Annotated in this window: 20 protein-coding genes and 1 other RNA gene; 14 read left to right on the plus strand and 7 right to left on the minus strand. The window is 56.3% G+C overall.

What is annotated here, in order from left to right; translation table 11 throughout:
• The first annotated feature begins 4 nt into the window (after nt 1–4).
• Complete coding sequence (secF, locus tag HKD42_RS03060) at nt 5–985, plus strand: protein translocase subunit SecF (protein ID WP_170010184.1); 981 nt, start codon at nt 5–7, stop codon at nt 983–985.
• 6 nt (nt 986–991) lie between these two features.
• Here secF and HKD42_RS03065 read toward each other — a convergent pair whose 3' ends face one another.
• On the minus strand, nt 992–2,191 hold the full coding sequence (locus tag HKD42_RS03065; RefSeq protein WP_170010186.1) for a glycosyltransferase: 1,200 nt from the start codon (nt 2,189–2,191) through the stop codon (nt 992–994).
• Nucleotides 2,188–2,760, minus strand: coding sequence for a helix-turn-helix domain-containing protein (locus HKD42_RS03070; RefSeq protein WP_170010188.1), 573 nt, complete (start codon nt 2,758–2,760; stop codon nt 2,188–2,190). The genes HKD42_RS03065 and HKD42_RS03070 overlap by 4 nt, the downstream gene beginning before the upstream one ends.
• Nucleotides 2,761–2,854: 94 nt before the next feature.
• On the opposite strand from HKD42_RS03070, the gene HKD42_RS03075 reads away from it, so the two are divergent.
• Nucleotides 2,855–3,331, plus strand: coding sequence for a DUF6456 domain-containing protein (locus HKD42_RS03075; RefSeq protein WP_170010190.1), 477 nt, complete (start codon nt 2,855–2,857; stop codon nt 3,329–3,331).
• Here HKD42_RS03075 and HKD42_RS03080 read toward each other — a convergent pair.
• Together HKD42_RS03080 and HKD42_RS03085 are read right to left on the minus strand one after the other, a co-directional pair.
• Entirely contained in the window at nt 3,296–3,919 is a 624-nt protein-coding gene (locus tag HKD42_RS03080; RefSeq protein WP_170010192.1) for a uracil-DNA glycosylase family protein, read from the minus strand. The genes HKD42_RS03075 and HKD42_RS03080 overlap by 36 nt on opposite strands.
• Nucleotides 3,916–5,709: an ABC-F family ATP-binding cassette domain-containing protein gene (locus HKD42_RS03085; RefSeq protein ID WP_170010193.1), complete on the minus strand. Its 1,794-nt coding sequence runs from the start codon at nt 5,707–5,709 to the stop codon at nt 3,916–3,918. The genes HKD42_RS03080 and HKD42_RS03085 overlap by 4 nt, the downstream gene beginning before the upstream one ends.
• A gap of 174 nt (nt 5,710–5,883) precedes the next feature.
• Between HKD42_RS03085 and HKD42_RS03090 the strand changes: the two genes are divergently transcribed.
• From HKD42_RS03090 to HKD42_RS03100, 3 genes are all read left to right on the plus strand, one after another.
• Nucleotides 5,884–6,153 carry a PepSY domain-containing protein gene (locus HKD42_RS03090; protein WP_170012065.1) on the plus strand — a complete coding sequence of 90 codons (270 nt, stop codon included), beginning with the start codon at nt 5,884–5,886 and terminating at the stop codon, nt 6,151–6,153.
• Nucleotides 6,154–6,268: 115 nt separating this feature from the next.
• On the plus strand, nt 6,269–6,949 hold the full coding sequence (locus HKD42_RS03095; RefSeq protein WP_170010195.1) for a response regulator transcription factor: 681 nt from the start codon (nt 6,269–6,271) through the stop codon (nt 6,947–6,949).
• 99 nt (nt 6,950–7,048) lie between these two features.
• Entirely contained in the window at nt 7,049–8,362 is a 1,314-nt protein-coding gene (locus tag HKD42_RS03100; RefSeq protein WP_246236837.1) for a sensor histidine kinase, read from the plus strand.
• Nucleotides 8,363–8,410: 48 nt separating this feature from the next.
• On the opposite strand, the gene HKD42_RS03105 is transcribed toward HKD42_RS03100, so the two are convergent.
• Entirely contained in the window at nt 8,411–8,722 is a 312-nt protein-coding gene (locus tag HKD42_RS03105) for a chorismate mutase (protein WP_170010199.1), read from the minus strand.
• 89 nt (nt 8,723–8,811) lie between these two features.
• Here HKD42_RS03105 and HKD42_RS03110 point away from each other — a divergent pair, with 89 nt between their 5' ends.
• The 4 genes from HKD42_RS03110 to ffs all read left to right on the plus strand — a co-directional run bounded on the left by HKD42_RS03110 (nt 8,812) and on the right by ffs (nt 12,756).
• Nucleotides 8,812–9,822: a polyprenyl synthetase family protein gene (locus tag HKD42_RS03110; protein WP_170010201.1), complete on the plus strand. Its 1,011-nt coding sequence runs from the start codon at nt 8,812–8,814 to the stop codon at nt 9,820–9,822.
• A 47-nt stretch (nt 9,823–9,869) separates the two neighbouring features.
• Nucleotides 9,870–12,299, plus strand: coding sequence for an ATP-dependent helicase HrpB (hrpB, locus tag HKD42_RS03115; protein WP_170010203.1), 2,430 nt, complete (start codon nt 9,870–9,872; stop codon nt 12,297–12,299).
• A gap of 17 nt (nt 12,300–12,316) precedes the next feature.
• A complete protein-coding gene (locus HKD42_RS03120) occupies nt 12,317–12,595 on the plus strand; it encodes an ETC complex I subunit (protein WP_170010205.1) in 279 nt (92 codons plus the stop codon).
• A gap of 66 nt (nt 12,596–12,661) precedes the next feature.
• Nucleotides 12,662–12,756, plus strand: an RNA gene (gene ffs / locus HKD42_RS03125) — signal recognition particle sRNA small type.
• An 8-nt stretch (nt 12,757–12,764) separates the two neighbouring features.
• Here ffs and HKD42_RS03130 read toward each other — a convergent pair.
• Nucleotides 12,765–13,412 (minus strand): hypothetical protein, encoded by a 648-nt coding sequence (locus HKD42_RS03130; RefSeq protein ID WP_170010207.1) that lies wholly within the window; start codon nt 13,410–13,412, stop codon nt 12,765–12,767.
• A 52-nt stretch (nt 13,413–13,464) separates the two neighbouring features.
• Between HKD42_RS03130 and HKD42_RS03135 the strand changes: the two genes are divergently transcribed.
• From HKD42_RS03135 to HKD42_RS03155, 5 genes are all read left to right on the plus strand, one after another.
• On the plus strand, nt 13,465–15,258 hold the full coding sequence (locus HKD42_RS03135; RefSeq protein ID WP_170010209.1) for a DNA polymerase III subunit gamma/tau: 1,794 nt from the start codon (nt 13,465–13,467) through the stop codon (nt 15,256–15,258).
• Entirely contained in the window at nt 15,255–15,596 is a 342-nt protein-coding gene (locus tag HKD42_RS03140) for a YbaB/EbfC family nucleoid-associated protein (RefSeq protein WP_170010211.1), read from the plus strand. The genes HKD42_RS03135 and HKD42_RS03140 overlap by 4 nt, the downstream gene beginning before the upstream one ends.
• 89 nt (nt 15,597–15,685) lie before the next feature.
• On the plus strand, nt 15,686–16,180 hold the full coding sequence (locus HKD42_RS03145) for a spore coat protein U domain-containing protein (protein WP_170010213.1): 495 nt from the start codon (nt 15,686–15,688) through the stop codon (nt 16,178–16,180).
• 149 nt (nt 16,181–16,329) lie between these two features.
• On the plus strand, nt 16,330–18,717 hold the full coding sequence (lon, locus tag HKD42_RS03150) for an endopeptidase La (RefSeq protein ID WP_170010215.1): 2,388 nt from the start codon (nt 16,330–16,332) through the stop codon (nt 18,715–18,717).
• A 230-nt stretch (nt 18,718–18,947) separates the two neighbouring features.
• Nucleotides 18,948–19,220 (plus strand): HU family DNA-binding protein, encoded by a 273-nt coding sequence (locus tag HKD42_RS03155; protein ID WP_170010217.1) that lies wholly within the window; start codon nt 18,948–18,950, stop codon nt 19,218–19,220.
• Nucleotides 19,221–19,309: 89 nt separating this feature from the next.
• On the opposite strand, the gene HKD42_RS03160 is transcribed toward HKD42_RS03155, so the two are convergent.
• Complete coding sequence (locus tag HKD42_RS03160) at nt 19,310–20,179, minus strand: hypothetical protein (protein WP_246236697.1); 870 nt, start codon at nt 20,177–20,179, stop codon at nt 19,310–19,312.
• Nucleotides 20,180–20,182: the final 3 nt, after the last annotated feature.

Raw genomic sequence — 20,182 nt, forward strand, 5'->3', positions numbered from 1 at the left:
GACAATGAAACTGCTCAAGCTCGTCCCTGAAGACACCAACATTAGATTTCTCAAACTGCGGGTTCCTTTCTACGTTGTCAGCGTTTTGCTGATGATCGGCAGCTGGGCACTCGTGGCGACACAGGGTCTGAATTACGGCGTAGACTTTGCTGGTGGACAGGAAATTCGCGCGACCTTCGTTGGCGAAGAAACCGCTCCCATTCCGGAATTGCGTGAAACGGTTGGCGCATTGGAAGAAGTGGAAGACCCGGTTATCCAGCGTTTTGGCGCGGAAAATCAGGTGTCTATCCGGGTGAAACTCCCTGCCGAAGCGGAAGGCGATGCCGGTTTTGCCAATGCCATGACGGAGCGTATCACGCTGGCAATGAAAGAAGGCCATCCGGACGTCCGCATTGACGGCGTGGATTCGGTATCAGGCAAAGTTTCCGGTGAATTCCGCAACGACGCGGCGTGGGCATTGCTTGCCGCGATGATGATGGTGGCGCTGTATATTTGGATCCGGTTTGAGTGGCAATTTGGCGTCGGCGCGTTGTTCGCGCTGGTCCATGACGTGTCACTGACGCTTGGCTTCTTTGCTTTGTTGCAGCTCGAATTCAGCTTGCAGATTATCGCCGCGATTTTGGCGATTATCGGCTATTCTCTCAATGACACGATCGTGGTCTATGACCGTATCCGCGAGAACCTGAAAAAGTACCGCAAGATGCCGCTGCCCGAATTGCTGGACTTGTCGGTCAATGAAACTCTGGCGCGTACGGTGATGACATCGTTGACCTTGCTGGTCGCGCTGGTGCCGCTGTTGATTTACGGCCCGACCAGCCTGTTTGGTCTGGTTGCGGCGATCACGCTCGGTCTGTTTATCGGTACGTATAGCTCGGTATATATGGCGGCGCCGATCCTGATTTGGCTCGGGGTGAACTCTGATAGCTTCGTTCCCGAAGAAACGGTGGCTGACAAACAGGAACGGCTGGCGCGCGGCGAAGCGTAAGGCGTATTAGCGGATGAGGCTGGAGTAATATTCAGCCAGTTTTTCGGCATGGCTGGACCAACTGAATTGGTCAGCCATTGCCGCCACCGCCGCGCGTTCTGGCGGATTGGCCAGAATCTCTTTCAGGCCAGCTGTCAAAGCGTCCAGATTACGGTCTACAATCAGCCCGGCATCGGGTGATGTTACCAGTTCGCGTGCGCCGCCCGCATCGTTGATAACGATAGGCGTGCCGCACGCCAGAGCTTCCACCCATGCGTTGGCCAGCCCTTCATTCGCAGAAGGCAGCACCATCGCATCCGCCGCAGACAGGACGACTGGCAGCAGATCGTGATCAAGCACGCCGAGGAAATGGACACGGTCGTCCACTCTCAGGTCGATGGCCAGATTGCGCAAATGTTTCTCATCAGGCCCTTTGCCGACCAATAACAGCTTCGCATCGGGAATGCTGGGCAGGGCACCAATCGCCAGTTCCTGGCCCTTGCGTTCAATCAAAGCACCGACTGAAACAAACAGCGGCTTTTTCTCCGGAATCGAGATGTTCAAAGTGTTGCCCAGCATGGTGCGCAACCCTTCATGTTCCAGCGGCCGAAAGCGGTCGCGGTCCAGCCCGGTATAATGGACGGAAATCTTATTCAGCGGCATTCCAGCCCGGTCCATGTCGCGCGCCAAAGCCTTGGAAACCGCCAGCAAGCTCGTCGCCCGCTCGGCCGCCTCCAGCATTTGGTCCAGCGCAAAATGCTTGTGACCCCACAAGGTGATATCAGATCCGCGCGCTTTGATCGAACAGGGCAGACCGAGCTTTTCCGCTATCCAAGCCGCAGCGGGTCCGTCGGGATAGAAGAACTGGGCGTCGATCAGGTCGAATGGCTCAGTGGCGTGTAATCTTTGCACCAGCGGCAATATCTTGCGGCCAATCACGCCGGGATTAATCCGGGCGCCGATATTGGGTATCAGTGTAAAGCGGGGGCGATGGACCTCGACGCCGTTTTCCATACCATCCACCGCTGCTGCAACCAGCGGTTTGTACCGGCCTAGGGCCAAGGGCGGAATGCCGATCGGGTTGATCAGCGTCACATCCCAGTCATCGCGGGCGGCCAATCCCTCCAGCGATCGGGCAACAAAAGTCCCAAATCGAGGGGTATGGCTGTTGGGATACAGCGTGGAGATCGACAGTAAGCGCTTCCGCCGGGTGAGTGAGCCGATCATAGCGGGCGCACCAGCATTTCGGCCACCGCAATCCACGGCGGATCATCCACCACTTGTTGTTTCTGGCCAATTCCCGGGGGAAGAAGACCGACTAAGCGACCCTGTCGGTCAATCAGCCGCCCAAACGCAAACCTGCCACCTTTTCGCGGGACCAGTACATCGCGATTGATTGCGGTATTGGCCTGTTCGGCGGGGAGTTGACGCATCCAGAGTTGATCACCTGATCTATACTCACCCGCGCTTGCATGGATCGTCAGAACCATCATTTTTGCGTCGCTGGTCAATTCGGCCGGAGCCAACGCGTCGCGCGGGGTCTTGAGCGCCTCTGGCCCGGTTTCGGTCAATTGCGCCACTATTTGTGCAGGTTCGCTATCTTCAGCGCGCACCAATGTTTGCGGATCGATCGCCAGCGCCGCTGCAATCCGGTCCATCCATTTTGTGGACAGGTTGCGCATCCCGGTTTCAAGGCGGCCGATCGTCTGCGCGGTGGTCGGTGGGTCGCAGGCCTCTGCCACGTCGGCCAAAGTCATGCCCTTGGCTTTGCGAATGTCACGAATGCGGTTGATCATTAGGCTCTCTTGCAAATAACCATATTGGTTTTTTCTTTCCTACAGCCATTCCGATTTGGCAAGTGCTGATTCGTTGTGTTGTGGGAGTTTCTTTATGCGCCGTGAGTTGATTGAACGTGAATTGACCAGTGAAGGACCCAAGCGAGAGGGTGGTCGCCGGTCCGGGCGGCGCAGCGTCTCGGTAAATTTGGCGGAATCGCCGCTATCCTGGTTGCACGCGCGCGGCCATATTGATGACCGGTTGTTCGATGCAGGTGAACGGCTGCGGGCGGATTACGAGCGGGCGCAACTTGGTGCCAGTGTCACCATGCGCTGGGACGTGGTCCGTATCAGGGGGCAGGGCAGCGATAGCGGATTATCGCCAACGGAACGGCAAATTGCTGCAAAGTCCCGTTTCGATGCTGCGCTGGCAGAAGCCGGATCGGGCTTGTCCGACATTCTCTGGCGGGTCGTTTGTGCGGGCGAGGGTTTGCCTGATGCTGAAAAGGCGCTGGCTTGGCCGGCGCGCAGTGGCAAGCTGGTTCTAAAGCTGGCGCTAGACCGCGTCGCTGGTTTTTACCGGATCAACTGAGTTTGGTTTGAGTTTTGCCGTAATCTCGGCCCTCAGCCGCGGCAGAACTATTTCCCCGAACCAAGGGTTCTTCTTGGCCCAAATGGCGCTCCGCCATGCGGGATGGGGAAGAGGCAACATATCAGGCAAAAAGCTGTCAAACTGCCGCACACGGTTGGTCAACGACATCGACCGTGTCGCGGGGAGATAATAAGCCTGAGCATAGCTGCCGACCAGCAAAGTGATGCGATCTGGCGGAAGCGTGGCCAATATTCGTTCGTGCCACTGCGGCGCGCATTCTTTGCGAGGCGGCTTGTCGCCGCCTGATGCCTTGCCGGGGTAGCAGAACCCCATTGGCATGATGGCGACTTTCGCAGGATCGTAAAGCTGCTCTCTGCTCAGGCCAGTCCATTCCCTTAGCCGGTTGCCGCTATCATCATCCCACGGGATACCGCTGGCATGGACTTTGGAACCGGGGGCTTGGCCGATAATCAGAACCCGCGCTGTGGCTGAGAATTGAACGACGGGGCGAACGCCGTGTGTAAGATGCGGCGCGCAAATCGTGCAGTCGCGGATTTCAGAGTGCAAGTCAGACAGCGGAGACGTCACCCTTCGACCATCTCTGCCAGTTCCAGCCAGCGCTCCTCAGCACTATCTTTCTCGGCTCGGGCGTTTTCCACGCCTTTGCTGATGGTTGCGAATTTTTGCGGGTCGCTGGTGTACAAATCAGGATCGGCGAGAATGGTTTCGCCCTTTTGAATTGCCGCTTCCAGCTCCTCAATACGGGCGGGCAGCAGCTCGTAATCGCGTTTGTCCTTGTAGCTCAGCTTGGTGCTTTTTGGGGCCGCCTGAGATGGCGTAGGGGCCTTTGTCTCTGGTTTTGCGGTACGGGCTTTTGTCGCGGAGGAACGATGCTGGCGCTTGCTCTCCCAGTCTTCATAACCGCCAGCCACAATATCGACGAAGCCGCTGCCGTCGAGGCCGAGCGTGAGTGTAACCGTGCGGTCCAGAAAATCGCGATCGTGGCTGACGATCAGAACCGTGCCATCATAATCGGCGATCACTTCTTGCAGCAGATCGAGCGTTTCCAGATCAAGATCGTTTGTCGGCTCGTCCAGCACCAGCAGGTTTGATTTCCGTGAAAATTCACGGGCGAGTAGCAAACGGGATCGTTCGCCGCCTGACATGGTGGAAACTTTGGTATCCACCAATCCTGGGTCAAACAGGAATTCCTTGAGATAACCCTGGACGTGTTTGCGCACGCCGCGAACGTCAATCCAGTCGCCGCCTTCGGCCAAGACATCGCGCACGGATTTGTCCGGCGTCAGCAGCGCGCGCTGCTGGTCGATCATCACGCCGGTCAGAGTTTTTGCGATGGTGACGGTGCCTGTATCCGGTTCAATTTCACCGGTGAGCAGTTTCAGCAACGTCGTTTTGCCGGCCCCGTTTGCGCCGACAACACCAATCCGGTCACCGCGCTGGATGCGCAGCGAGAAGTCACGAATGATGGTGCGGTCGCCATAGGATTTCGACACTTTGTCCGCGACCATGACCGCCTTGGATTTATTGCTGGAATCGCTTTCCAACCCCAATTTGGCAGGTCCGGTCGGGTTGATCATGGCCGCGCGCTGGGCGCGCATCTGCCAAAGTTTTTCAAGCCGCCCCTGGTTGCGTTTCCGGCGGGCTGTGACCCCGCGTTCCAGCCAATGCGCTTCCAGTTTGAGTTTCGCGTCCAACCGGTGGGCAGCGCGTGCCTCTTCTGCATAGACTTGTTCTTCCCAAGCCTCGTATCCGCCAAACCCGACATCTTTGCGCCGCAGCATTCCGCGTTCCAGCCAGATAGTCGCATTGGTCAAACGCTTGAGGAAAGTCCGGTCGTGACTGATGACTACAAACGCGCCCTTATATCTCTCCAACCAGCCTTCCAGCCAGTCAATCGCCGCAAGGTCGAGGTGGTTGGTCGGCTCGTCCATCAGCAACAGATCAGGGTCTTGGGCGAGGGCGCGGGCAATCGCTGCCCGCCGTTTCTCGCCGCCGCTGGCACCCTGTGCAGGGGTGGACATATCGATACCCAATTGGCCGGCAATGGCTTCGACTTCATATTCTTCCGGCGGAAATTCACCCGCCAGTGCGAAGTCCATCAGCGTGTCAAACGCTGCGACATCGGGTTCCTGTTCCAGAACAACAATTCGGGTGCCAGGTTTGACTTTACGTTCGCCCCGATCCGGCTCCAGCTGATCAAAGATCAGGCGGAACAAGGTGGTCTTACCCGCTCCATTGCGGCCAATCAGGGCCAAACGATCGCGCGGACCGATATGCAGATTCAGATCTTCAAACAGCCACCGGCCGCCTATTTGCAGACCGATATTTTCAAGACTGAGTACGGGGGGCTGGGCCATGCAGGCGCGCTTAGCGGCACGGCGCGGCACGGACAAGCGACTTGCCCTTTAAATACGGTCAGATAGGGTTGTACTTTAACGCAAGGTAGATGCCGTATTCACGGGATGTTCAACGGAATGACTTTAGGCAGGAACTTGATGATCCGCTTTTCGCTCCTTTTTGGCCTGTCCGTGATGCTGGCTGTTGGTACGCCAACTGACGTTGCCCACGCGCAAGAACGTGATGATCAAACCGAAGCGCGCAAAGAAATGCAGGCCGGTAACATCATGCGATCGCGCCAAATAGAGGCGCGCGTGCTGCCGATGATGCGGGATGCAGAATATCTCGGCTTCGCCTACGATTCGACCGCGATGGCTTACCGGCTGAAATTTATCCGGAGCGGGCGCGTCATTTTTGTCGATGTTGATGCACGCACCGGGCGGATATTGGGTCGCAGCCGTTGACGAATGGCTGTTTGAAGTACTCGATCAGTTGACGCATTTGGGACAAAAGACCACGTAACAAAGTGAAATTGATGTAAAGCGGCCTTTGGGGCAGCTTTCAGGGGACCTTAGAAATATGCGTATTCTAATTGTCGAGGATGAACCGACACTCGGCCAACAGTTGAAATCCACGCTGGAACAAAACGGTTATGCCGTTGACCTGTCGACCGACGGGGAAGACGGGCACTTCCTTGGTTCGACCGAAGATTATGACGCGGTTATTCTCGACCTCGGCTTGCCTGAAATTGACGGTCTGACCGTGCTGGGTATGTGGCGCAAAGAAGGCCGGACCTTCCCGGTACTGGTTCTTACGGCGCGTGACAGTTGGTCTGATAAGGTTGCCGGTCTGGATGCGGGCGCCGATGATTATTTGGCCAAGCCATTCCAAACTGAAGAGCTGATTGCACGCTTGCGGGCGCTTATTCGCCGCGCGTCTGGCAATACCTCGTCGGAATTGACCGCGGGTAATGTGCGTCTGGATACGCGCTCTGGCCGGGTAACTTTATCGGGCGAACCGGTGAAGCTAACGGCGCAAGAATATAAGCTGCTCAGCTATCTCATGCATCATAAAGGCAAAGTGGTCAGCCGTACGGAACTGATCGAGCATATTTACGATCAGGATTTTGACCGCGATTCCAACACTATTGAAGTGTTTGTTACGCGTATCCGTAAGAAGTTGGGTGCGGATGTGATCACGACCATACGCGGTCTGGGATATAGTCTTGACGATCCAGACGAAAAGCCACGAGCATCGTAAATGAACGCGCCTGAGACCAAACTGGTCCCGGAAGGGCGCGTTTCATCCCCTTTGAATGAAGGGTTCGCATCGCCAGATACTGGCAGCCTTTCGCGGCGGATGATGATCATTGCCGCCGGGTGGATTCTTGTTTTATTGCTCGCCGGCGGGTTTGCTCTAGACCGGGCGCTGACCAATCTGGTCGAACGCAACTTCGATGAGCAGCTCGAATATATGCTGACCGGCATGATCGCCTCGGCAGAGGTCGGGCCGGATGGCGAAGTGCTGTTTTATCGTACCTTGGGCGATCAAAAATTCCTGGAACCCAATAGCGGGCTTTATTGGCAAATTAGCGGTGTAGGGCATGAAGATTGGCCATCGCGCAGCCTATGGGATCGGTCGCTCAATCTGCAGAAAGATACTTTTGATGCAGAACCGCATTTCTATGATAGCGATCAGTTTCCCCGGGAACCGCTGCGGATTGTAGAGCGCAGCATTATATTGCCGGGCAGTGAAACCAATTGGACCTTCGCGGTTGCTTCTGCCCGGGAGGATATCGATTCCCAGATACAGCAGTTTCGGTCTATTTTGATTTGGTCGTTTGCTGTGTTGGGCCTTGGTCTGTTCGTTATGGCGGCCTTGCAAAGCTATTACGGATTACGCCCGTTGCGGCGTATCCGGATGGCGATCCAACGGATCCGAACGACAGGCACCAACCGCGTAACCGACCCTTTGCCGCATGAGGTTCAGCCGCTGGTCGAAGAACTGAACATGCTGCTGGAACATTCTGAAAAGCAAGCGGAAGAGGCCAGAACACACGCAGGCAATTTGGCGCATGCGCTGAAAACACCGCTAACGGTTGTGAACAATGCGGCCACTGCACGGGCGGCGGATTTGCCTGACACTGTTATTCGCGAAGCCACCACGATGCGGCGTCATGTGGATCACCATTTGGCGCGGGCGAGGGCAGTGGGCCGCCGCGCTGTTGGCCTGGCCAGAACGCCTGTCTGTGACAGTGCGGAGGCAGTGCGCCGCGCAATTGAACGATTATATCCGCAAGTGCGATTTGACATCGATGGCAAGCGCGATGCGGAAGTGTCTATCGAGCGGCAAGACCTTGACGAAATCCTCGGTAATCTGATCGAAAATGCAGCCAAATATGGCGGCGGAAGTGTCTTTGTTACTGTTGATGCAGAGGACACCGCCGATCAATGCGTCATTTGGGTAGAGGATGACGGGATGGGCATCCCCGAGGATAAACGCGTCGAGATATTTGATCGCGGCGCGCGGCTGGATACCGGAAAACCGGGGACCGGGCTTGGTCTGGCGATTGTCCGCGATGTGGCCGAAATTTACGGCGGCGGCGTAGAGCTTGATGAAAGCGAAGACTTGGGTGGCCTGCTGGTTAAGCTCAGCTTGCCGCGCCCGGTCTAATCCGTAACGCCCCGCGTCCGTCCGGTCGCCACACGTCTCGCCGGTCGTTTATGCGCGGTCGGCTGCCTGTTGATGGTGCCGGATGACTTCATCGATAATGAAGCGCAGGAATTTCTCGCTAAATTCGGGATCAAGATGTGCTTCTTCCGCCAATCCGCGCAAGCGTTCGATTTGGCGGGCTTCCCGATCCGGATCTGCGGGAGGCAGCGTGACACGCGCCTTATACTCGCCCACAGCTTGGGTAATGCGAAAGCGTTCGGCCAGCATATGAATTAAGGCTGCATCGATATTGTCGATGCTGCGGCGGAACGATGCGAGTTGATCATCGCTGGCGGAATTGTTGTTATCTGTGTTGTTCATCGCGCTGGGTTATATCACGCTATTTGCAACGTTTCTACGCTGCTAAACTCTTGCCAATAGGTATCTACACGGTCATGTGCTGCACTATCATGAGCGCAGACATTATTCCCTTGCCCAAAGCACGGCCCACGCTGGATCCGATGCTTGCATTAACCGCCCAGGATATGAATTCGGTCAATGCCGTGATTCTGGACCGGATGCAGAGCGAGATACCCTTGATCCCGGCTTTGGCAGGGCATCTGATTTCCGGCGGCGGCAAACGGCTTCGTCCGATGCTGACTTTGGCCGGAGCGGAATTGGTCGGGTACCACGGTAGCCGCCATCACAAGCTGGCTGCTTCCGTAGAATTTATTCACACGGCGACTCTGCTGCACGATGATGTGGTGGACGGGTCTGATTTGCGGCGCGGGAAAGCGGCCGCCAACATCATTTTCGGAAACCCCGCAACGGTTCTGGTTGGCGACTTTCTGTTCAGCAGAGCCTTTGAATTGATGGTTGAGGATGGCAGCTTGAAAGTGCTCAAAATCCTATCCGGTGCCAGTGCGATTATCGCTGAGGGTGAAGTCGATCAGCTTACCGCACAGCGCCAGATCGAAACCAGCGAAGAACGCTATCTGAACATTATCAGTGCAAAAACGGCTGCATTGTTCGCTGCGGCCAGCCGTATTTCTGCTGTTGTCGCAGAATGTGACGATGCGCAGGAACGCGCATTGGATGATTATGGGCGCAATCTGGGGGTAGCCTTCCAGCTGGTTGATGACGCGATTGATTACGATTCCGATGCGGCGGAAATGGGCAAGGATCAGGGCGACGATTTCCGCGAAGGCAAGATGACATTGCCCGTTATTCTGGCCTATTCGCGCGGCAATGCTGCGGACCGTAAGTTCTGGGAAGCAGCAATCGCCGGGCATCGGTCGTCTGACGATGATTTGGCCGAGGCAATCCACTTGATCGCAAAATATGACGCGGTTGAAGATACGCGCCAGCGTGCGCGCCATTATGCCCACCGCGCGATTGATGCGATTTCGATTTTCCCTGACAGTAAAGCCCGCCAAGCCATGGCGGAGGCAGCGCAATTCGCGGTGGCCCGCGGATACTGAGGGTCTGCCTACTTTGTTTGCGTTCTGTGCCGCGCTAGAGGGATAGCGTGGCTGATCTACCTATCAATGCTGTGTTGCCCGATCTGTTGGCCGCATTGGATGCGGGCGGAACCGCTACGCTCATCGCGCCCCCGGGGGCAGGCAAAACAACGGCTGTTGCGCCGGCTCTGCTTGGCCAAGAGTGGTGCAGCGGGCAGGTTATCCTTCTGAGCCCCCGGCGCGTCGCAGCGCGGGCTGCTGCGGAACGTATGGCAGAGCTGCAAGGCGAGAAGGTGGGCCAGACGATTGGGTATGTTACCCGGTTGGACAGTAAACAGTCTGCGGGCACCCGCGTGCTGGTGATGACCGAAGCGATTTTTGTAAGGCGCATTGTCGATGATCCCGAATTGCACGGGGTCAGTGCAGTCCTGTTTGATGAAGCGCATGAGCGCCATCTGGACAGCGATTTGGGGCTGGCACTTGCGCTCGAAAGCCGGGCGATCCTGCGCGATGATCTGCGCGTTTGCGTCATGTCCGCAACGATTGATGGTGAGCGGTTCGGGACGCTGTTGGGCGAACAATCAGCGATCATTGAAAGCGAAGGCAAAGCCTATCCGCTGCGGATTGAGTGGGTCGGCGCGCGTCCAGAAATTCCGGTTGAACAGCAGGTTTTTGAAGCCACGATTACCGCGTGGCGCGACAATGAAGGGGATGTGTTGGTCTTCCTTCCCGGTGTGCGGGAAATCGAGCGGCTGCGGGAACGATTGGAACAACGCTTTCCGGATACGCCGATACACGCCTTGCACGGGCAAGCAGACCCCGCCAGCCAGCGCGCAGCGTTGAAGCGAAACCCGGAAGGCCTGCGCCGGATCATACTGGCGACCGCGATAGCAGAAACTTCGCTTACCTTGGACGGGGTATCGGTCGTGGTCGATAGCGGCTTGTCCCGGCGGGCAGAATTTGACCGTGCAGCAGGGACGACCCATCTTGTCACTGTCCGGTCGAGCCAAGCGGCATCGGCGCAGCGTGCAGGGCGGGCCGCGCGCCAGGCGCCGGGCGTTGCCTATCGGTTGTGGACACAGGGCGGTCATGCTGGGCGCCCTCCCTATGACCCGCCTGAAATCGAAACCGCCGATTTGGCTCCGCTGGTTTTGTCGCTTGCGGAATGGGGAACGCAGGATGCCGGCTCTTTGGCATGGCTTGATGTTCCGCCCGATGCATCGATTACATCTGCGCAGGGCCGGTTAAAACAGCTCGGCGCAGTGACGGAAACGGGCGCGATCACCGATTGGGGCCGAAACATAGCCTCTTTGCCAATGGCTCCGGCACAGGCTGCAGCGGTTCTGCACGGTGCAGCGCAAGGGGATGCGGTTCAGGTGGCGCGGTTGGTCCTGTTGCTACAGGAACGCAATTTGGGCGGCCGGGGTGAAGACTTGCTGGGCCGGTTGTCACGGTGGAATGGGGACCGGTCCGCGCGTGCGGAGGCATCCAGAAAACTGGCAGATAATTGGACCAGAAAAGCGGAAAAACTGATTGATCGGGTATCGTCTGACGGGTGCGATCCGGCACTCAGCCTTGCTCATGCCATGCCGGACAATATCGCCAGGCCGCGCGACCCATCAGGTGAGAATTGGGTGTCGACCGGCGGGCGCGGTTATTGGCTAGACCCGGCATCACCCTTGTCCCGTGCGCAGTGGCTGGTCATCGGCGATGCGCAAGGTCATGCGAAGGGCGCGCGAATCACAGCCGCGGCGGAGCTGAGCGAAGCGGCGGTCGAGAGCCATCTCGGCCATTTGATGGAAACGCGTTCCGTGCTGAGCTGGAATGCGGCAGAGAGCCGGGCGGAGGCGAGGCTGGAACGGCGCATGGGCGCGATTACCTTGAAAAGCGGCCCTGACCCTGACCCTGACAGCGCCGCGATGACCGAATTGTTGGCGGTAAAGTTCTTCGAACAATTTGACCGGCTTATGCCGACCGGCTTGATGGCTAGAGCGCGTTTTGCGGGCATTGATGCGCTGTCCCGCGCGGCGCTTAAAGACACTGCCGCGCTGTGGTTGGAACCCTTGCTGGACGGTAAGCGAAAGCTTGACGTCAGCCCCGGCCAGATCGCGACAGCGCTTGTCAATATGCTGGGCTGGGATGACCGGCAACGGCTGGATACATTGGCACCGAAAGAGCTGGTTAGCCCGGCAGGCACGCATCATGTGATTGACTATGAAGGCGATAACGCCCCTTCAGTCGACATTCGTGTGCAAGCCTTGTTTGGTTTGGAGGCGCATCCGATGATCGGAAATGAGCCGCTTCTGCTGAACCTGACCAGCCCGGCAGGACGGCCAATACAAGCCACCCGCGACTTGCCTGCTTTCTGGAAGGGGAGTTGGGATGACGTTCGCAAAGATATGAAGGGGCGATACCCCAAGCATCGCTGGCCGGATGAACCGTGGCGTGAAGAACCCAGCCTGAAAACCAAGAATGCCTTTGCACGCAAGGATTCCTGACTTAAAGGACCAGCATTATGGCAGCACGCATTTACCAGATTCCGAAAAACGCTATGCAATCCGGCAAGGCCAAGGTTGATACTTGGATGCTGGAATTTGAACAGAGCGAGGCGCGTAAGCCGGACCCGCTAATGGGCTGGACCGGCAGCGGTGACACGCAGGCGCAAGTTCAGATCAAATTTCCTGATAAGGATGCCGCAAAAGCCTATGCGGAAAAACACGGGATAACCGCCCGCGTTTATGCCACACCGCCTAAATCGCTGAAGCTGCAAGCTTACGCTGATAATTTTCGGTAAGCACATCGTCTTTTGAAATAACGCCAAGATAACTTGATTATCGGCACTTGCTTCGCCATATGCGCGGCGGGAGTCGGGTGGACGTTTGCGTTCGCCAACCTGGTCAGGTCCGGAAGGAAGCAGCCACAACGATTTGCGGCGGGTCGCTCGGCTCCTATTTCATCCAGAATTATTCGGCGGCTTTCGCGTCGCTTGGTGCCAGTGTTTGGCGCGTGCGGGTACGATTAAGTGCTGCAATCACTTCATCGTAATCTCTCTTTTTGAGATCAGCGCGAACACAATAGAGTGATACGCTTTCCAAACCGCCATCTGTAAATAGCAACAGCCGTGTCGGCCCATCGCTGCTTTCCACATCTTTGCTCCATCTGCCGTGGTAACCAGCGGGCAAATCACTGCTTTGGGTGGACAATTGGTTCCAACCAGCGGCCTTGGCCATTGGCGCAAGCTGTTCAGCCAATGATGCAGCATTCAGAGTGTCGCTGGCGGGGGCCTCGTAACGCAGTGTATGAACGACCCGGCTTTGCTGTGTGAACCAAGTTTCGCTGTGAAGAAATGGTCCGATGGCGGGTGATAACGGGATGGATTTGTTCTCGTAACTGAGTGCAGCCTGAGCCGCGGTCTCGGCGGTGCCGAATATACCGGCATAGCCTCCTTCCGGGGTACAAAACTGTTCAAACACATGGTGATCCAGCGTTAGTCTGCCAGTTGCTTCCGCCTGAGCAGGTGCTGACAGTATGAAGGCCCCAGCCAACATTGAGAAAGCTGAGATCACCACAGATTGCGCGGCGTTTTGTCCAAGGTTGATTAAACGGCGCATAGCGATCTGTTCCCTTCGACAAGCACGGTAACTGCCCCTACATTAGCGGGCAATGACTGATTCTGAACATAATGGCGACAATCAGGAAGAGGTCGCATCTGCGGCTGAGCTCGAAGCAGCGGGGCAGGACTCGATGTTTGGCGGCGCGCCACCAGAGCAAGCTGCGGCGTCTGTCGTGCCGGCAGTGGGTGACGGGGGAAGTTCTGACGTTTCACCTGCGGAACCAAGCCAACCGTACCGTGTATTGGCACGTAAATACCGACCGCAAACTTTCAGCGAGCTGATCGGCCAAGAACCAATGGTGCAAACGCTCGCCAATGCGATTGAGCGTGACCGGTTGGCTCATGCCTTCTTGATGACCGGGGTTCGCGGAGTAGGTAAAACCTCGACTGCGCGCCTTATTGCCAAGGCGCTCAATTGTGTCGGTCCAGACGGGCAGGGCGGACCGACCATTGACCCGTGCGGCCAATGTGAGGCGTGTGTTGCGATTGCAGAAGGCCGCCATATCGATGTGATCGAGATGGACGCCGCCTCCCATACAGGGGTGGATGATGTCCGCGAGATTATTGAGGCAGTGCGCTATGCTGCTGTCAGTGCGCGATATAAAATCTACATTATCGATGAAGTTCATATGCTGTCGCGCAATGCTTTCAATGCGTTGTTGAAGACACTTGAAGAACCGCCAGCCCATGTGAAGTTCCTGTTTGCCACGACCGAGGTGGATAAGCTGCCGGTGACAGTGCTCAGCCGGACCCAGCGGTTTGATTTGCGGCGGATCACGACTGAATTGCTGCATCAGCATTTTGCCAAGATTTGCGGGCTTGAAGGCGTCGAGGCAGAAGCAGAGGCGCTGCATATGGTTGCTGGCGCGGCAGAGGGTTCTGTACGCGATGGCCTGTCGATTCTCGATCAAGCCATTGCCCATGCGGATTTGGGCGGCGAAGGCAAAGTTACTGCTGCGCGTGTTCAGGATATGCTCGGTCTGGCCGATAAAGGTGCGCAAAGACGGTTGCTGGCTCATCTATTTGAGGGCGATGCCAAGGCGCTGCTGTCATCCATGGATGATCAATATGCGCTGGGAGTAGAATCGCTGGCGCTGATGCGCGGCCTGATGGATTTGGTCCACCGGATCACTGTTAGTCAGGTAAGTGGCGGGGAGCCTGATGCCCCAACAGCTGAAGAGCGCGACGCGTTGAAAGACTGGGCAGGGCGCCTGTCTGCGTCTCAGCTCCATAGGTTGTGGCAATTATTGCTGAAGGGGCACGAGGAAGTCCGTCAATCTCCTGATCCGTTAGTCTCTGCCCAAATGGCATTGCTGCGGGCGTTGCACGCTTCGGATATGCCGGATCCGGGCAAGCTCGCGAAGAAAATCGAACATCTGGCCGCAAATGGCGTTGCTGCGCCGCAATCTGCGGGTGGGGGAACATCCGGTGGAACGACGGGGGCCACTGACTGGAAACAGTTGGTTGCTCAGGTCGAGAATAACGGAAATCACCTCGCTGCGAGCATTATGAGATTGCAAGTCAGGCCGGTGTTGGTTGAACCCGGTACGCTCAAATTTTCCCGTGCCGCCCAGTTTAAAGATGACATCGTTCCGCAGCTGCGTGACGCGTTGATGGGTGCTACAGGCGAGCGATGGACGGTCGAGCAACTGGCTGATGGCGGAGAGCCATCCTTGGTTGAAGAGGAGGAGGCGCAAAGAGTTTCCGATTTGGAGAAACTTCGTGCCCATCCATTGGTTCAGGCAACAATGAAAACCTTTCCCGAAGCGGAAATGGTGGAAGAAGACATCAATGGCGCGGGGCAGAGTTCCCGGGGCCAAAACAATTGGAGTAAACGCGCATGAAATCCATGGAAGAGATGATCCAAGCGGCGCAGAAAGCTGCTGAAACAATCCAGACGCAAATGAACGATGTTCAGGCGAAGCTGGATGCGATTGAAGTGACCGGTGAAGCTGGCGGCGGATTGGTGAAGGTGAAATGTTCGGCCAAGGGCCGCGTGCTCGGGGTGAATATCGATGACAGCCTGATGAAGCTTGAAGAGAAGCAAATGGTCGAGGATCTGGTGACCGCCGCATTCAACGATGCCCGGGGCAAAGCAGACCGCGTTTCTGAAGAAGAAATGAAGAACATTAAAAACGGTATGGGGCTGCCGCCAGGCTTCAACCTGCCCGGAATGGGATGAATGATGGTTACCACCGGGTTATCGGTGAGTTAATCCGAAGATAAGGCTTTCTGTTTAAATATCCCAGCTGATCAAAAACTGGGAAAATAGTGGGCGCACGTTTCATTCTTGGCATACTCGGCTGTTTAGCCGGGTTAGGCATTTCGGTGCCGGCTTCTGCCGATAGCGTTGATGCGTCTATGCCAGTGAGCGGCAGCGTGGTGAACCGTTGCGGGGTGCGCGCCACACCCATGACATTCGGCACTATCAATCCGCAAGGTGCAGGCCCGATTGACGCGACTGCCACTGTCACTTTGCGCTGCACCGTTTTTGAATTTGTCCGGATCACAATGGATAATGGCCAGAATGCCATTGGTAGCCAGCGCCGGATGGTCAATCAGAACGGTGAGTTTCTGGAATATCAGATATACGCCAATGCCGGCCGTACCCAGCGTTGGGGCCCCGGCGCCGGCGGTTTTCTGCTGCAAGGTTTTACATTGGGTGTGAACGATATTGATCTCACGGCATATGGCCGGATCCCCAATATCTCACCGACGCTAACCGGTACCTTCAGCGACGTAATTACCGTCACCGTCGAATTTTAAGCAAGACCGCAGTCTAAGCCGCCGGGTCTTGGCGATACCCGCCGTCCACAGCTCTGTCAGAATTTCCCATTGCAGGGCAGGGGCAGGGTACCCATATCAAACCTCCACCAGCGCACTATCGGGTTGCGCGGTATCAATACGGACTGGTTATGATCACTTATCCTCTTCTTCCCCTTCGCGATATTGTCGTTTTCCCCGGCATGGTAGTTCCGCTGTTTGTGGGACGAGACAAATCGGTGGCTGCTCTCGAAGTGGCTATGGAAGGCAGCAAGGACATCTTCTTGCTGGCACAGCTTGACCCGTCTTGCGACGATCCCGAACGTGACGATTTGTTCGATGTAGGTGTGGTTGCGCAGGTGCTGCAACTTCTCAAACTGCCGGACGGCACTGTCCGTGTATTGGTGGAAGGAACCAGCCGCGCAACGCTGAACAGCCTTAGCGATGTTGACGGCCATACCGTTGCTGATGTGACCGTGGTTGAACCTGTCACTGCTTCGGGGAGCGAAGTGACTGCCACCATGCGCTCTGTTGCGGAACAGTTCGGCGAATATGCAAAGCTGAATAAGAAACTTGGCGATGATGCCAGCGAAGAGTTGGGCGAAATTGATGATGCCGGCGCGCTTGCGGATGCGGTTGCTGCGGCAATCAACGCGAAAGTGTCGGACAAGCAAGGACTGCTGACGGAAACCGATCCTTTGAAGCGTCTTGAAATGGTTATGGCCTTCATGGAAGGCGAGCTGTCCGTCCTTCAAGTCGAACGCAAAATTCGCGGACGCGTAAAGCGCCAAATGGAAAAAACCCAGCGCGAATATTACCTTAACGAGCAGATGAAGGCTATTCAGAGCGAGCTTGGCGGCGAAGCCGAAGAAGCCAATGAAATGGCCGAACTGACCGAGAAAATCGAGAAGTTGAAGCTTTCCAAAGAAGCGAAAGCCAAAGCCAAGAGCGAAATGAAAAAGCTCAAAGGCATGCAGCCGATGAGCGCGGAAGCCACGGTCATCCGCAACTATCTGGACGTGTTGCTGGGGCTGCCTTGGGGTAAGAAGAGCAAGGTCAAGAAAGACATCGGCAAGGCGCAGGAAATCCTCGATGCAGACCATTACGCGCTGGAGAAAGTCAAAGACCGCATCATTGAGTATTTGGCGGTGCAGGCGCGGACCAACAAGTTGAAGGGACCGATCCTGTGTCTGGTGGGCCCGCCCGGCGTTGGCAAAACCAGCCTGGGTAAATCCATCGCGCGGGCAACCGGTCGCGAATTTGTGCGGCAATCATTGGGCGGTGTGCGTGATGAAGCAGAAATCCGCGGTCACCGGCGGACCTATATTGGTTCGTTGCCCGGCAAGATCGTGACAAATCTGAAGAAGGCGGGATCAAGCAACCCGCTGTTTCTTCTCGATGAGATTGACAAACTGGGCCAGGATTTCCGGGGCGATCCGGCATCAGCATTGCTTGAGGTTCTTGATCCGGAACAGAACTCAAAATTCCAGGATCATTATCTGGAACTCGATTTAGACCTGTCGGACATCATGTTTGTCACGACTGCCAACAGCCTCAATCTGCCGCAGCCTCTGCTCGACCGGATGGAGATCATCCGGCTGGAAGGGTATACGGAAGATGAGAAAGTCCAGATTGCGCAGCGGCACTTGATCGCGAAACAAATTGACGCGCACGGCCTGAAAGATGGCGAGTTTGAGCTGACCGAGGATGGCCTGCGTGACTTGATCCGTTTCTACACCCGCGAAGCGGGCGTTCGGACATTGGAGCGGGAAATTGCCCGTTTGGCCCGCAAAAGCTTGCGCAAGATTCTTGAGAAAGAAACTACCGGCGTTGTCATCACTCCGGACAATCTGGGTGAGTTCGCTGGTGTCCGTAAGTTCAAACACGGCATGTCCGATGACGAAGCGCAGATCGGCGCGGTTACGGGACTCGCTTGGACTGAAGTGGGCGGTGAACTGCTGACAATTGAAAGCGTAACCACACCCGGCAAAGGCGAGATCAAGACAACGGGTAAGCTGGGCGATGTGATGAACGAATCTGTCGCCGCGGCGTTCAGCTTCGTGAAGTCACGCGCGCCAGCCTATGGTATCAAACCGTCGATTTTCCAGCGCAAGAATATTCACATTCACTTGCCTGAAGGCGCCGTTCCAAAAGATGGCCCAAGCGCGGGTGTGGGCATGGTGACGTCAATCGTGTCTACGCTGGCTGGTGTGGCGGTTCGCCCTGATGTTGCCATGACGGGCGAAGTTACGCTTCGAGGCCGCGTGCTGGCGATCGGCGGATTGAAGGAAAAATTGCTCGCTGCTTTGCGGGGCGGCATCAAGACCGTGTGCATTCCGGAAGACAATGTGAAGGATCTGGCTGAGATTCCTGACAATGTGAAAGATGGTTTGGAAATTGTTCCAGTTGGCCATGTCGATCAGGTGCTGGAGGTTGCTTTGACCGCTATGCCGGCACCCATTGAATGGACCGAGGCAGACGATCTGGCATCGCAGCCCGGATCTGCGACGGGTGGCTTGCCTGCTCCAACTGCGCATTAAACAGCATTGGGGCGATTCGCGGCGCTTGCTGTCACGTAAAACGTCACAAACTGGTTCAGACTTGCCGTAAGGGAAAGTAAAAATACTGCAATTGAGCGTTTTTGTGACGCATTAGGGCGCTAAACCCATAATTGCCTTTGACAGAACGCAGGAAATTCCCTTCTAATCGCGCCTTTCGCAGCGCTGATTCACGGCTGCCGCGACCAACTTTTCCAAACGGGGGTTCCGGAATGAACAAAAATGATCTGATTGGTGCAGTCGCAGAAACAAGCGGCCTTTCAAAAAGCGATTCAGCAGCAGCAGTGGAAGGCGTGTTTGATTCTATCACCAAAGCGCTGTCGGGCGGCGACGAAGTTCGTCTGGTCGGTTTCGGCACGTTCTCTGTCGCAAAGCGTAAAGCGTCCACAGGCCGTAACCCGCGCACTGGTGAGCCGATGACGATCAAAGCGTCTAACCAACCAAAATTCAAAGCCGGTAAAGGCCTGAAAGACGCCGTTAATTAAACCGCTGATTATCCGGCTGTTGGCCCGGATACGAAAAGCCCCGCCTGGCAATCTGCCAAGCGGGGCTTTTGCTTTTCGGGGTGTACCGCTCAGCGACCCAGTTGGATCAACGCGGTTGGCGCGGCTTTGGTTCGGCTATCGATGTCCCAGCGCAATGCTTGCCCACCAGCGGCGGCTGCCGGACCTTCATCAGTGTTATTCGCCAATATCTGGCCATCAGTGACGATTGTGAATGTACCATCCATTTTCGGAAAGCCGGGATCAAAGGCTTCTCCGCCTTCTTCGGCAGCAGCAAGGGCAGCCATTCCTGTCATGCCGCCCATCATTCCCGTCATTCCCCCAGCATTGTCCTGTGCAGCGAAGCCGGGCGCTTCCACGCGGATTTGGTTGCCGTCGCGCAAGATCAGTTGAACAAATTGGGTGGGCAATGGGAAGCCTTCCATCATCGGGAACACGAAATCGTGGCTCAATTGGCCTCTGGTCGAAAACTCGACATTGAACACTCCATTGCCGACGTGCTCAACGGAATGCCAACCGCGCTGGCGTTCCAGCTTGGCAGCCATTTCGGCGCCGGCTTCTGGATCGCTCAGGTCGAGCCCACCCATTAGCGCCCCCATTTGCTCAATTTCTTTAGCCGATGAAGCTGCGCGGGCATCCGCATTGGCATCCCACTCCGCCTTTTGTTCGGCAGTTTCTTCGGCCGTGCAATCACGATCCTCGAACGTTTCCTCATCAAAGCAGTAGCCGCCTTCAAACTCGTCTGCATCGGATGCAGCGCCCATCTGGGCAAGCTGGCTTAGTCCTAAGAAGAATATCTCGCCGGTATAGGAAAACTCGAAGCTGTTATCCTGCTTAAGGGTCAATTCGGATGTGAATTTACCCGGAGTGAAAAAACACCCGCTGAGCAGCAATGAAAATGCTGCCAGCAATGCGGCACTGGAAAAGCGTTTAGTGTTCATGGT

The organism is Pontixanthobacter rizhaonensis, from assembly GCF_012972675.1.
GTDB classification, from domain to species: Bacteria; Pseudomonadota; Alphaproteobacteria; order Sphingomonadales; family Sphingomonadaceae; genus Pontixanthobacter; species Pontixanthobacter rizhaonensis.